We start from the raw sequence: 12,398 nt of genomic DNA on the forward strand, positions 1-12,398 counted from the left end.
CATGACACGCGGAACCTCTCCAATGCTGGATCCCCCCACTGCACCCGGCTGGCTCGCCGGGCTGTGGCGGCGCAGCAGCATCGTTCTTGCCGACGGCACCGTCGACGATACAACCCTGGTGTACTGGGGACAGACGGAAACCTTGTTCGTCGATCTCCGAATCCCCGCGGATCGCCCCGACGCGCAAGGGCGTCGCTCTTTCGAGGACTTCTCGGATGAGGAATTGCTGAGCCTCGCCGAACAGAAGGGCTTTGCCGGCCACGTCGTGGTCGATGGAAGTATGTGCACTTGGGTCCGCTACATTGACTTTCGGCCAGACAATGGTCGTTCGGACCAGGGTCGCCTGAGAATTGACGGCGATACGCTGTTCGAGGAAGGCGATCCGAGTTCCGTACTGGGAGAAGGATACCGGGAAACCTATCACCGCCAATGCCGCGCGCAGCAGCGCTCGGTGGCACTTTACCGTCCTGCGGGTCAAGGTGCGCGGGAAAACGCTGCAGTGTTGATCGTGATTGACGACCGGTTCCTCTACGCCCGCGCGCGGCCTCGTCCGCTGCCGCAAGCGGAATCACTCCGCGATCTAATCGCGGCCGCGGGAAATGACCGTGAGCTCATCCATGGCTACCTCGACTGCGAAGTATCTTACGGCCTGGTGAGCGAAGGCTGGAAAGTTGCAAACTCGACGATCCCCTTCAGGGAAGGGCAGCGTCTGACCGAGAGGCGATTTTCCTTGGCGCCGGAGTCACACGTGCTCGCGACAGATGATGGTAATCAGCCCTGGAGCATCGTCGAGTCGACGCTTGCCCTTCCAGAACTTGCGGAACTGATGAACGGATGAGGGTCGGCCGAACAGCCAACCGGCGTCGGGCCTCTGACACGGTAAATCTAGAGCGATTGGGGCCTAATTGATGCGATTGGCGGTCGACACCGGCGGCACCTTTACCGATCTTGTCATCGAGGGGGACCGGCAGCTTCGCCTGTTCAAGGCGCCCACCACGCCGCAAAATCCCGTGGGCGGCGTGCTCGACGTTCTGCAGGCCGCGGCGGAGTCCCTCGGGTGCTCGAGACGCGAACTCCTGGCACGCGGTGAACTGTTTGTGCACGGCACGACGACGGCCACCAATGCTGTGATCACGGGCAACACGGCGAAGACGGCCTTTCTCACGACGGAGGGTCACCCGGATATCCTCGTGCTGCGTGAAGGGGGCCGTATGGGCTTGCCCCTGTTCGACCACTCGATCCCCTACCCTCGCCCCTATGTGCCGCGCTCGCTCACCTTCGAAGTGCTGGAGCGCATGGGACCACGGGGGGAGGTGATCCGGCCGCTGGACGAGGCCGCTCTTCGGGATGTTCTGCAGCGCGTAGAACACGCTGGGGTGGAGGCGGTCGCGGTCTGCCTACTCTGGTCCATCGTCAACCCCGAGCACGAGCTACGCGTCGAAGCGGCGATCCGCGAGCGCCTGCCTGCAGCCGCAATCAGCCTGTCGCATCGCGTCAACCCCTCGCTGCGCGAGTACCGGCGCGCCTCGTCCACGGCAATAGACGTGTCGCTGAAGCCCGTGATGTCAACCTATCTCGGAGAGCTGGAAGGTAGGTTGAGGGAGGAAGGCTATGGAGGCCGCTTGCTCGTTGTCACGTCGCAAGGCATGACGAAGGAGGCGCATGAAGTTGCCGCCGCACCGATACACGCGGTGAAGTCCGGCCCCGCGATGGCTCCTGTCGCAGGCAAGTACTACAGCGAACGAGCCAAGCTGGGCGACACCGCGATCATCGCCGATACCGGCGGTACCACCTATGATGTGGCACTCGTCCGCCACGGCGAAATTCCCGAGACGAGGGAGACGTGGCTGGGCAGGCCCTATCTGGGCCACATGACCGGCTTCCCCTCGATTGACATCCGCAGCGTCGGCGCCGGTGGTGGCAGTATCGCGCGGGTCGACGTCGGCGGTATGCTCCAGGTGGGCCCCGAAAGCGTGGGGGCCGTGCCGGGACCCGCATGCTACGGCCGCGGCGGCGGCCAGGCCACCGTAACCGATGCCGCCTTGGTGCTCGGCTTCCTCGATGCCGATAACTTCCTGGGCGGCCGCATGAAGCTCGAACTGGGGCCCGCGCGCGATGCCATTAAGACGGCAGTCGCGCGGCACCTCGGAATGTCCGTCGAGGCGGCAGCAGCCGCCATCATAGCGCTGGCAACTGAGACAATGGCCGGCGCGATAGAGGATCTCACAGTCAACCAGGGGATCGACCCCAGGGAAGCGGTGCTCATTGGCGGCGGTGGAGCAGCGGGGTTCAACAGCGTTGCGATCGCGAGACGGCTCGGATGCCGCAACGTCCTGTTTCCGGACGCGGGAGCGGCGATCAGCGCGGTCGGCGGACTCCTATGCCCCTTGAGCGATGACAATGCGGAGTTCTGCCTGACGCGGTCCGGCGCGTTCGACCTCAATGCCGTCAATTCGGCACTGGATCGGCTGGAAGGCCGCTGCCGCGCCTTCGCGGAGCGGGCAGGCGCCGATGCGAAGGCCGCAATCGGCTACAGCGTGGAGGCTCGCTACGCACAGCAGATCTGGGAAATCAAGGTGCCACTGGCGTCTCCCCGCTTCGCCGATGACTGCGACGTCTCGACACTGATAGCGGACTTTCACCGCCTTCATCGGGAGATCTTCGCATTTGAAGACGCCGCAGCTGAGATTGAATTCGTGAACTGGCGGGCGCGGGTTGCCTGTGATCTGCGCCAGGGGCCGCTCCCGCTCGTTTCGATGGACGCCGGCACCGAGGCCCCGTCACGCCGACGGCAATGCTGGCTCGACGGCCGTTGGACGGACGTGCCGGTGCATGACCTTTCCACTCTCCCGGCAGACAGCCAGCTTGCCGGGCCTGCGATCGTGGAGACGCCCCTGACGACGATCGTCGTCGAGCCTGGATGCACGTTCAAGCGACACACCGGCAGCGGACTTGTGATCGAAACGGAAGCAAGGAATCTGGAATGACCGATCAGAGGGACGCCTCCGGAATGGACAGCCTTGACCTGGCAATCTTCGGCAAGCGCATCGAAGGCATCGTGCGCAAGATGCAGAATACGCTGCTGCGCTCGGCTCGTTCGGGCGTCATCAATACGGGCCGCGATTTCTCATGCTGCCTTCTCACGAGTGATTGTGAGCTTGTGGCGGTCGGTGAAAGCCTGCCGATACACGTTATGGCCGGTCCGGACCTCATGGCCCGCTCCATGAAGGAATTCCACCCTCAGTTGGCGCGCGGCGACGCCTTCCTTCACAATTCGCCTTACCATGGCTGCTCGCATGCCGCCGACCTCTCAGTTCTCGTGCCGGTCTTCGACGGTTCGGGCGCACACCGCTTTACGGTGCTGGTGAAAGCCCACCAGGCCGACATCGGCAACTCCATTCCCACAACCTATCACGCATCGGCGCGGGACGTTTTCGAAGAGGGTGCCCTGATATTCCCGGCAACGCAGGTCCAGCGGAACTATCAGGACATCGCCGACATCATACGAATCTGCGAAATGCGCATCCGCGTTCCGGAGCAATGGCGCGGCGACTACCTGGCAAGTCTCGGCGCCGCGCGGGTCGGAGAACGAGAACTGGCGGCGCTAGCGGGTGAGATCGGATGGGAGCACCTTCAGGCGCTGGTTCACGGCTGGTTCGACTATAGCGAACGGATGATGCATCTCGCGGTCAGCGGACTCCCGGCGGGAACCGCGACCGGCCGAACGACGCATGACCCGTTCCCCGGGACCCCTCCAGAAGGAATCCCGATCAACGCGACTGTCTCGTGCTCGCCCGAGGCTGGCCGCATTACGATCGACCTTCGCGACAACATGGATTGCCTGCCGAACGGGCTCAATCTCAGCGAAGCCTGCGCGCGTACGGCGGCAATGGTGGGGGTGTTCAATAGCCTTAGCACATCGGTTCCAACGAATGCCGGCAGTTTCCGCAGGTTGACCATCCTGCTGCGCGAGAACTGCGTGGTGGGAATTCCTCGCCATCCGACGAGCTGTTCGGTCGCGACGCAGAACGTGGCAGATCGGCTCACCAATGCCGTCCACCTTGCCTTTGCCAGCCTTGCCGAGGGTTATGGCATGGCGGAGATCGGCGGCGTTCAGACAGCGGCCCAGGCGGTGATATCCGGACGCGACCGCTTCCGCGGCGACAGGCCCTTCATCGATCAGTTGATATTGGGCGACACGCTGGGCGCGGCTGGCCCCCGCAGCGACGGCTGGCTCACCATGATCACGACCGGCACGGCGGGCATGTCGTTTTTCGACAGCGTAGAGGTGGATGAATTGCGCCATCCCCTCATCGTCCGGCAGAGGCGCCTCGTGCAGGACAGCGAGGGAGCCGGCCGGTTCCGCGGCGCTCCTGCTTCGTTGGTTGAGTTTGAGGCGAACGGCACCGAGGTGACGGTACTCTACCAGAGCGACGGCACAATCCACCCCGCCCAGGGCGTGCGGGGCGGAGGACGGGGCGGTCCTGCAAGGAACTTCGTCACACGCAGCGATGGCACGGAACAGGCGGCGGACGGGTGGGCGACCATTACCCTCGAGCCGGGCGACCGGGTGACCGGCATCTCGCCTGGCGGAGGAGGATATGGAAACCCGCTGGAGCGCGACCGGCTCATGGTTCTCGCGGATGTCGCGGATGGCTACGTCTCGCTCCACAGGGCAGCGGAGATCTACGGCGTAGCGATCGACCCCGACGGCGGCATCGACGAGGTCGCCACATCGGCGCTCCGGGGAACGCAGAACCGCGAAGCGAAGTGACGGGTGCCGGCGGGAGGCTCCGCCAACACCCGTCCTAAACATTCGCCCTAAGCGTTCTTGAAGCGCGACATCTCGCGCTCGTAGGCAGGGATGTCGTCCGGCCAGCCGGAATTCCAGAACAGCTCATGGCTGAATTTTTTCTGGAGCTTGCTGACCGTGTCCTCAATGAGGGCCACATCGGCGGCGGGCAGACCAGCGGACTTACCGTAGGCCACGCCGAGGTCGGAGCGCGGGGTGACGTAGCCGCGCAGCTTCGCGATGTTGGCGGCATAGGCCCCGCCCAGGAACCAGTTCAGCGCGGTATAGATCTGGTCGAGGTTTCCGCGCTGCTCGGCCTGCTTCGGAATGAAGGCATTGATCATCCACTTGTCATAGCCCTCGATCGTCCAGGCATATTCGACCGCGGCGCCCTGGTTGCGCGCTTCCATCGCCGCGGGCTCCCAGGCCGTCTCCGCAGCCACCTCGCCATTCACGAGAAGCGAAACCTGCTCGTCGTAGGTGACCCAGAGCGTGCGGAACTGACCTGCCTTCTTGCGCTCGATCAGGAAGTTGGCGACCGTCTCGCATTCGCTGGAGCTCAGATTGCCCGGATTGCCGATCTCGGCCAGCTTGTTGAACTTCAGATAGGCGGCGCAATGCTGCAGCGTGAAGAAGCTGTCGTCCAGGGCAATCATGCCTTTTGTTTTGTCGCTGTCGAAGATCAGGCTCCAGGACACTGGCTCCGGGGCCGGCGGCGCCCCGACGAGGCTGGGGAAGTAGGCAAAGGAATCCGCGTTCATCACCAGCGGAACACTCCACAGAGCCCCCTCGCCTCCCATGATGAGCGGGCTGGTGCGAACCTCCTGCGATACCCCGCCCCAGTTCGACAGGCGCGAGCTGTCGACCTGAAGAAGGAGGTCCTTGCCCGCGAGGCCCTTCCATGGGCCGCTGAAGGCCGCGAACAGGTCGTAGCGCTCGCCAGCGTCATTCGCCTCGACCTCGTGCAGGAACGTGCCGATGGCATCGTCAATGGGCGTGAACTCGACCTTCAACCCAGTGTCCTTCTCGAACTCGGACCAATCCGGCAGTGCGACAGTCGTTACGCCCATGATGCGGATGACGTTCTCCGCCGCTGCCGCGCGCCTGACCGGACGCGTGAGAATGGCAGGGGCAGCAAGAGCCGTGGCTGCGATGCCAGTGCCCTTCAGGATTTCACGTCGAGAGATATTCTGCAGGCGGGTAATGCGGGTCATGGTTTCCTCCCTTTGAACCCTCGTTCTAGTCACTCGAAGCATCGGCATGGTGCGGGCCGATCACGCAGTGGCTGGAGCGCCACACCGCGATGCTGCCGGAACCGTGCTGGACAGCGTCCACTTCCCTCGATGTCAGAGTGCCGAGGGGAGTCTCCAGCTCAGTGTCGTAGAAGTTGCCCTTGTAGATTCTCAGTTTCGGCACCGCCGACACGGCGTTGACGTCCGGTTCCCTCGCCCCCGCGTTCTCCTCGAGCGATATGCGTTCGGCGCGTATGGCAATGAACACGGCATCGCCCGCCGACGGGCGGTAGCCCGGGACCGGCCGGCCGGAGATTTCCACACCTTCGACAACTGCCGTGGCGAGCCCCTCGCCCACGGACACGATCCGCCCGTCCAGGACATTGTCGATGCCCATGAACTCGGCGACGAAACGCGAGCGTGGCTGGTCGAAGAGTTCCTGCGGCGCGCCGTCCTGGACGATGCGCCCGCGGTTCAAGAGGAGGATCCGTTCGCTCATGGTGAGCGCCTCCTCCTGACTGTGGGTGACCTGGATGAAGGTGGTGCCGAGCGCCTTCTGAAGCTGCAGGAGCTCCACCTGCATGTCCCGGCGAAGCCGCTCGTCGAGAGCTCCCAATGGCTCGTCGAGCAGCAGGATCGCCGGTTCGATGACGAGCGCGCGCGCCAATGCGACGCGCTGCCGCTCTCCCCCGCTCAATTGGTGAACGCGTCGATCATACTTGTCGGGGAGGCGCACGAGTTCCAGCGCCTCGACCGCCCGGCGCCGGCGCTCTTCCGCGGAGCGTCCTCGGACAAGGAGGCCGTACTCGACGTTCTGGCCCACCGTCATATGAGGAAAGAGGCCGTAATGCTGGAACACGGTGGCGACGTTGCGGTGGTTTGCGGGAACCCCGCGGACGTCGACACCCTCGATGCGCAATTCAGCGATCTCGCTGGGCGCCTCGAGACCGGCAATGATGCGCAGCAGCGTGGTCTTGCCCGACCCGCTGGGGCCCAGAAGCGTGACGAAACTGCCTTTCGGCACGACCAGCGACGCCCGCTCCAGGGCGACAATGGGCCCGAACCGGCGTGTCGCATCGCGCACGACCAGGATCGGTTCGCCTGCGGCGGTCATGGGCGGCTTTTCGTTCATTGGGCTTCCCGTTTGAAGAGCAGGCGGAGGGAGAAGACGGTCAGCATGAGGCTCGCGAGCGTTATGAGTGTACTCAAGCTGTAGATCAGCGGGACCATGGTCGTATGCGAGGAGGCTTCCGCCCACTGGAACAGGGGCAAGGTGGTTATGCCGCCACGCAGGTAGATGCTGCGCGGCAGCTCGTTGAGCGAGAGCAGAAATCCGAAGAATCCCGCGGAAACGATGCCCGGGAAGAGCAATGGCATTTCGATGTCGCGAAAGCGGCGCCAGCCATCTGCGCCGAGATCCGCCGCGACTTCGAGGAGCCTGACGTCGAAGCGCGCGGCCACCACAAGGACACTCAGCAGTGCAAACGGGAACGCCCAGACGAAATGCGCCAGGACGAGAGACCAGAGGCCGGTGCGGATACCGAGAAACAGCCGGTAGAACATGATGAAGTCGATACCGAGCATCACGCCCGGCACGAACAGGACGACGAGAAACAGCAGCAGCAGCCAGTTTCCGGCGCGCCCGATATGCGGAATGACGCGGCCCACCAGCGTGGCGGCCACCATGCACAGGAGAGAGACGATCGCCGCTATGCCCAGGCTGTTCAGCAGAGGATCGATCCAGCGCAGGTCTGCAAAAAGCTTCTCGTACCAGACGAGCGTCAACGGCCCCGGCTTGCCGGTGAGCGGACGGGCGCTCAGAGACATGAGACCCAGCCATGCCACGGGGCCGTACATGAGCATGATCCCCAGGAAGCCGAGCACGATCGCAAGCGAGGTACCGATGCGCATGAGAATGCGCTCGCGGCGCACCGCCAGCGTCACTGACGCCGGCAAGGCCCGAGGCGCCCTCACTTGCGTACCCCCTCGATCATGGAGGCACCGCCTCCAATCCGCCGCAGCAGCATGATCAGAACCAACTGAAGGGCCGCGATCAGGATCAGCACCAGCGTGGACATCGCAGCCGCGACGGAATAATTCAGCGCCGTGATCAGATCGAGCATGGCGCCTCCCAGCATTAGCACCTGCTGACCGCCGATAATCTTGGACACGACGTCGTCCCCGAGCATTGGAACGAAGCTGAAGATGATCCCCGCAAGGATTCCCGGCAGGGAGAGCGGCAGTATGACGTGTCGCAGCGTCTGGACGGGGGATGCGCCTATGTCCTTGCTGGCTTCGATCAGTTCGTCGTCGATCAGTGTGATCGACAGGAAGATCGGCCAGAGCATGTTCGGTAGGTATGGTCCGATCAGCCCGAAATGCACGGCCGGTTCAGAGAACAACAGCCAGGTCAGAGGACGGGAGGTGAGGCCCAGTTCGATGAGGGCGCTGTTCACCGGTCCCATGAGCCCGAGGACGGGGCGCCAGATCACGACGCGGGCGGTATCGCTAAGAAAGAAGGGGGCGGTGAGCAGCGTCCAGATCACGACCTTGATGGTGGGCGATTTCAGACCCTTGGCTAACCAGAGGGCGAAGGGAAAGGACACCAGGAGCAGGATCAGCGTCACGGTGGCTGCGATCCGGATCGTCCGCACCGTCACCTCCCACCGGCCCGTCAGCAGGATCTCGCGATATGCATCAAGCGTGAGTGAGAAATCGAGACCGCCCGCAGTCGCGCGAAGGACCGAGAACAGCAGCACTCCCGCGATGGGTAGGAGAACGCCCGCAACCCATACTGCGGTGAAAGAGAATACCGCCCAGTCGCCTGTCGGAGGCCTTCTAAGCAATCCCTAGTCTCCCCTCCGGGTGCACTGCCGAGCCAATCTGGCGCGTTTCAACACAAAGCGGCAGAGCAATGACCTCTGAAACGCCACCACTCCGATACACTTCGGATAATGCCGACTTGTAGCGATCAGCAGGAATGGACAAATGCGCAATGCGTCGCATTAATTCTTTCAATAGTGGGTTCCTGGCAGAGAGCTCGGATCCGCGGTGGCAGATCCACAACTCACAACTCCGGCCAAACCCACCATCAAGCCGTGGACCGCGTCCGTACGCCTCCGGCGAAAATACGCATCCAAAAGGATAAAGCCTCTACGGACCAACTGAACTCGACCGAGTTGCTCTGATCGGTCCAAAAATAGATTATTACATCCTTGCATCTGTTTCGGCGAACCTCTTGCGTCTCAGAAGCTTCCCGCGACCCGGTTGACCCAATACCTCTCCGTCTCTTACGATGATCTCTCCACGAGAGATCGTCAGACGCGGCCAGCCTGTGACCTGCCATCCTTCGAAAGGATCCCAGTCGGCAGCAGAATGCATTTCTTCTGCCCGTATCGTCTTTTTGACAGATGGATCGAAAGCTACAATGTCGGCATCCGACCCGATCGCAATAGTTCCCTTGCGGGGATAGAGACCAAACAACCGCGCCGGATTGGTAGCCGTAACCTGTACCAGGCGGTTGATATTGAGTTTCTTCTTAAGGACCCCTTGAGAATAGAGCAGCGGAACCATGGTTTCGAGCCCAGCCATCCCGGCCAGAATCTCATCGACCTTGTTAAACATCCTTTTCTGCTCCCGCGACCAGCCATCATGATCAGTAGCAATCGTCTGAAGCACACCACTTTCTAGGGCCTGCCAGAGAATATCCATCTGGTCCGCCTCGCGAAGCGGCGGCCACCCAGCGAAGAGTACTCCATCCTTCTCCTGCATACGATCTTTGGAAAAGTGAAGATAGCAGGGCCTCGTTTCTCCATACACAGTGTGACCCTTGCCGCGTGCGCGATTCAGGCTTTCCAGGCTCTCCTCGCATGACAGATGCACCAGATAGGCCGGTACCTCCGCCACCTGTGCGAGACCGATTGCTCTCATCGCGGCGATTCCTTCCGCAATGCGCGGGCGCGAGTCCGCGAAGTAGTCCGCCCCGAACTTTCCACTTTTGTTGAACTGACGGGCAAGGTAACTTAGGCAGCAAGCATCTTCGCAATGGACATTGATCATTCCTCCATGCCTGCCAATGGCGGCCATCATGTCCATGAATCCATCGAGATTATGCTCAAAGCTGCCCATCATAAAGATTTTAAAGCTGGGGTGGCCTTCAGCGATCACGTCCGGCACCTGCTGGATTGCAGTGTCGTTTGGCTGGAAAACCGCCACGTGGAAACCGTAGTCGATGATCGCCTTTGGCTCCGCTTTGGCTTTCCAGGTCTCAACAGTCTCGAGTGGGGTCTGACCGGGTGCTGGAATGGCGTAGTCGAGAATGGTGGTCACCCCGCCACAGGCCGCAGCGACTGTGCCGGTATAGAAATCTTCCCTCGACTGAACGCCCTGGAACTCAGCATCCACATGAGTGTGGGCGTCCACTGCTCCCGGCAGCAGGTAGTGACCAGCGACGTCGATCTCTTCCCGGCCAGCCCCCAGATCAAACCCGATTTGCTTGACGACGCCGTTCGAGATGCCGATGTCAGCGTCGAAGACATCACCGGCGGTTACCACGGTTCCGTTCTTCAAAACTAAATCGAACTCCATGATCAACCTCCTGAACCAAATATCTTTCTCTAAACCGCCGTACCTTCAGCACGACAGCGAACCACATCAGTGGAAAGTGCGTGGTAGTCAGGCAGCCTGTCTCTTAGGAACGGATAGTTGCCTCGCGCCTCCACAAGGTCTGCTCTGCCCAAAGTGATTAGACGAAACACCTCGTCGTCCGGAAAGATGACTTCCGGATGCAGCTCATCGATCCAAGGAGGACAGACAATGGAGCGACCATAGAAGGAACCTGCACGGTTGAGGCTGACCAGCCACACCATGTTTTCCATTGCCCGCGTGACGGCGAACTGGTGCCAGCTGTAGTAGGACTCGTCCCGCGCATAAGCTCCGCAGTGGAGGATGACGTCGGTCCTGTCATTATCGCAAAGAGTCCTGAGCAGTTCGGGAAATCGAATATCGTAACAAATGATGGGCGAGATGCGAAAGCCATTCAACTCGAAGGTGAGCGTGTGTTGACCTCTTTGGAAGTATTCCTTTTCCATGGAGGCGCCGAACTGGGCGATGTGAATCTTGTCGTAGGTTCCAAGGCAAATACCCTCGGAGCCAAGAAGAACTTGCGATATAAAGAAGAGCTTTCCCTCACGTCGGGGCATTCCAAAAATGATCTGAACGCCGTGCCTGCGGGCGATCTCGCCGAACACGGTAGCACTCGTGCCATCAACCTCTTCCGCAAGCATGTCCAGGCTGGAGAAAGCAGCACGAGAGTAGTCGATCGTGGAGAGCTCCGGCAGCACCACGATGTCAACCCTCGCCGTCGACAGGAATTCATCGACTTTCGTCGCGATGCGCCTCACATGGGCGTCGCGTTCGTCGCGCGACACCATAAGTGGAATGAAGACCTGACAGGCGAGCACCCGCAAGAGCGGGGTCTCGTCAGCTGATCTTATCGGCAGACCAGTACTCATCGAAGATCTCACGTGTTCCTTCAATTGCAGCGATATTCTTCACCAGTTCCTCGCCGCCCTGGTTGACGATGTATGCCAGCAACCCCTCGATCAGCGCGATGGTGGCCACGAATGAGCCAAAAAACTGAGGGCTGTCATTTGGCGCGACAAAGACGTGGCCCGCAGACTTGGCGAGCGGCGAAGATGCACTGTCGGTGATGGCAATTACCGCCGCCTTGCGCTCGCGCGCGAGACCCGCCACCTGAACCGTACCGAGGGCATAAGGACTGAATCCAATTGCAATGACTGTATCGCGGGGTCCCAGTGTTGCCACTTCATCCGCCAACGTGCTGCCACTGGCGCTCAGTAGATGCCAATTGGGCAGGGCAAGCCTTCCGACGTAATGAAAGTAGGTCGCGAAGGAGAAAGAGCTGAGCATTCCCACCACGAAGACACGCCGGCTGCTCAGCAGGCGTGCAGCCGCCGAATGAAGGTCTTCAGGCCGAACGCGATCGATGAGCAACTGCAAATGCGCGTTGTTGGCCTCGATCAGGTCAGACCAAAGACTCATGTCCTGGTCTCGCCGCATCTGAAGCTTGCGTGCGCGTCCACCAAAGTCGCTCATCAGCAAATGGTAGCCTTGTCGGTAGACATCCCGAAAAGCCTCATAACCATCGAATCCCAGAAGCTTGACCATTCGAAGCATCGTGGGAGGGGTAACCCCCGCCTCCTCCGCTACCCGACGCATGGAGTGCATCGCTGTAAGAGCCGGGTTGCGGAGGACAAATTCCGCTGCCTTCCTGACCTGCGGACTCATGCCAGCGCGAAGCCGACCCAGCTCTGCAATGATCTCCCTGATATCCATCTATCTCCGGGGCTTCA

Annotated in this window: 10 protein-coding genes; 3 read left to right on the forward strand and 7 right to left on the reverse strand. The window is 61.5% G+C overall.

What is annotated here, in order from left to right; all coding sequences use genetic code 11:
- Window positions 1–22: 22 nt before the first annotated feature.
- The 3 genes from ACK4HL_RS01470 to ACK4HL_RS01480 all read left to right on the forward strand — a co-directional run bounded on the left by ACK4HL_RS01470 (window position 23) and on the right by ACK4HL_RS01480 (window position 4,774).
- Window positions 23–838: a hypothetical protein gene (locus ACK4HL_RS01470; protein WP_409756016.1), complete on the forward strand. Its 816-nt coding sequence runs from the start codon at window positions 23–25 to the stop codon at window positions 836–838.
- A gap of 70 nt (window positions 839–908) precedes the next feature.
- Window positions 909–2,987, forward strand: a complete 2,079-nt coding sequence (locus ACK4HL_RS01475) for a hydantoinase/oxoprolinase family protein (RefSeq protein WP_409756018.1) — start codon at window positions 909–911, stop codon at window positions 2,985–2,987.
- Window positions 2,984–4,774: a hydantoinase B/oxoprolinase family protein gene (locus ACK4HL_RS01480; protein WP_409756020.1), complete on the forward strand. Its 1,791-nt coding sequence runs from the start codon at window positions 2,984–2,986 to the stop codon at window positions 4,772–4,774. Before ACK4HL_RS01475 ends, ACK4HL_RS01480 begins: the two co-directional genes overlap by 4 nt.
- A 47-nt stretch (window positions 4,775–4,821) precedes the next feature.
- Here ACK4HL_RS01480 and ACK4HL_RS01485 read toward each other — a convergent pair whose 3' ends face one another.
- The 7 genes from ACK4HL_RS01485 to ACK4HL_RS01515 all read right to left on the reverse strand — a co-directional run bounded on the left by ACK4HL_RS01485 (window position 4,822) and on the right by ACK4HL_RS01515 (window position 12,381).
- Entirely contained in the window at window positions 4,822–6,006 is a 1,185-nt protein-coding gene (locus tag ACK4HL_RS01485) for a PotD/PotF family extracellular solute-binding protein (protein WP_409756022.1), read from the reverse strand.
- Between the two features lie 25 nt (window positions 6,007–6,031).
- Complete coding sequence (locus ACK4HL_RS01490; RefSeq protein ID WP_409756024.1) at window positions 6,032–7,138, reverse strand: ABC transporter ATP-binding protein; 1,107 nt, start codon at window positions 7,136–7,138, stop codon at window positions 6,032–6,034.
- A 14-nt stretch (window positions 7,139–7,152) separates the two neighbouring features.
- Window positions 7,153–7,980: an ABC transporter permease gene (locus ACK4HL_RS01495; RefSeq protein WP_409756026.1), complete on the reverse strand. Its 828-nt coding sequence runs from the start codon at window positions 7,978–7,980 to the stop codon at window positions 7,153–7,155.
- Window positions 7,981–7,994: 14 nt separating this feature from the next.
- A complete protein-coding gene (locus tag ACK4HL_RS01500; protein ID WP_409756028.1) occupies window positions 7,995–8,783 on the reverse strand; it encodes an ABC transporter permease in 789 nt (262 codons plus the stop codon).
- A 448-nt stretch (window positions 8,784–9,231) separates the two neighbouring features.
- Window positions 9,232–10,611 carry a dihydropyrimidinase gene (gene hydA, locus ACK4HL_RS01505; RefSeq protein WP_409756030.1) on the reverse strand — a complete coding sequence of 460 codons (1,380 nt, stop codon included), beginning with the start codon at window positions 10,609–10,611 and terminating at the stop codon, window positions 9,232–9,234.
- A gap of 29 nt (window positions 10,612–10,640) precedes the next feature.
- Window positions 10,641–11,486: a carbon-nitrogen hydrolase family protein gene (locus tag ACK4HL_RS01510; protein ID WP_409756124.1), complete on the reverse strand. Its 846-nt coding sequence runs from the start codon at window positions 11,484–11,486 to the stop codon at window positions 10,641–10,643.
- A 19-nt stretch (window positions 11,487–11,505) separates the two neighbouring features.
- The gene (locus tag ACK4HL_RS01515; RefSeq protein WP_409756032.1) at window positions 11,506–12,381 is read right to left on the reverse strand and encodes a MurR/RpiR family transcriptional regulator; all 876 of its coding nucleotides are present in this window, start codon (window positions 12,379–12,381) and stop codon (window positions 11,506–11,508) included.
- Window positions 12,382–12,398 lie beyond the last annotated feature (17 nt).

This window comes from Aestuariivirga sp. (genome assembly GCF_046294715.1).
Classification (GTDB): domain Bacteria; phylum Pseudomonadota; class Alphaproteobacteria; order Rhizobiales; family Aestuariivirgaceae; genus Aestuariivirga.

Bases quoted from the DNA above. Each gene is read 5' to 3' on its own strand.
- ACK4HL_RS01470 (WP_409756016.1), top strand. From the start codon at position 23: ATGCTGGATCCCCCCACTGCACCCGGCTGGCTCGCCGGGCTGTGGCGG.
- ACK4HL_RS01475 (WP_409756018.1), top strand. From the start codon at position 909: ATGCGATTGGCGGTCGACACCGGCGGCACCTTTACCGATCTTGTCATC.
- ACK4HL_RS01480 (WP_409756020.1), top strand. From the start codon at position 2,984: ATGACCGATCAGAGGGACGCCTCCGGAATGGACAGCCTTGACCTGGCA.
- ACK4HL_RS01485 (WP_409756022.1), bottom strand. From the start codon at position 6,006: ATGACCCGCATTACCCGCCTGCAGAATATCTCTCGACGTGAAATCCTG.
- ACK4HL_RS01490 (WP_409756024.1), bottom strand. From the start codon at position 7,138: ATGACCGCCGCAGGCGAACCGATCCTGGTCGTGCGCGATGCGACACGC.
- hydA (WP_409756030.1), bottom strand. From the start codon at position 10,611: ATGGAGTTCGATTTAGTTTTGAAGAACGGAACCGTGGTAACCGCCGGT.
- ACK4HL_RS01515 (WP_409756032.1), bottom strand. From the start codon at position 12,381: ATGGATATCAGGGAGATCATTGCAGAGCTGGGTCGGCTTCGCGCTGGC.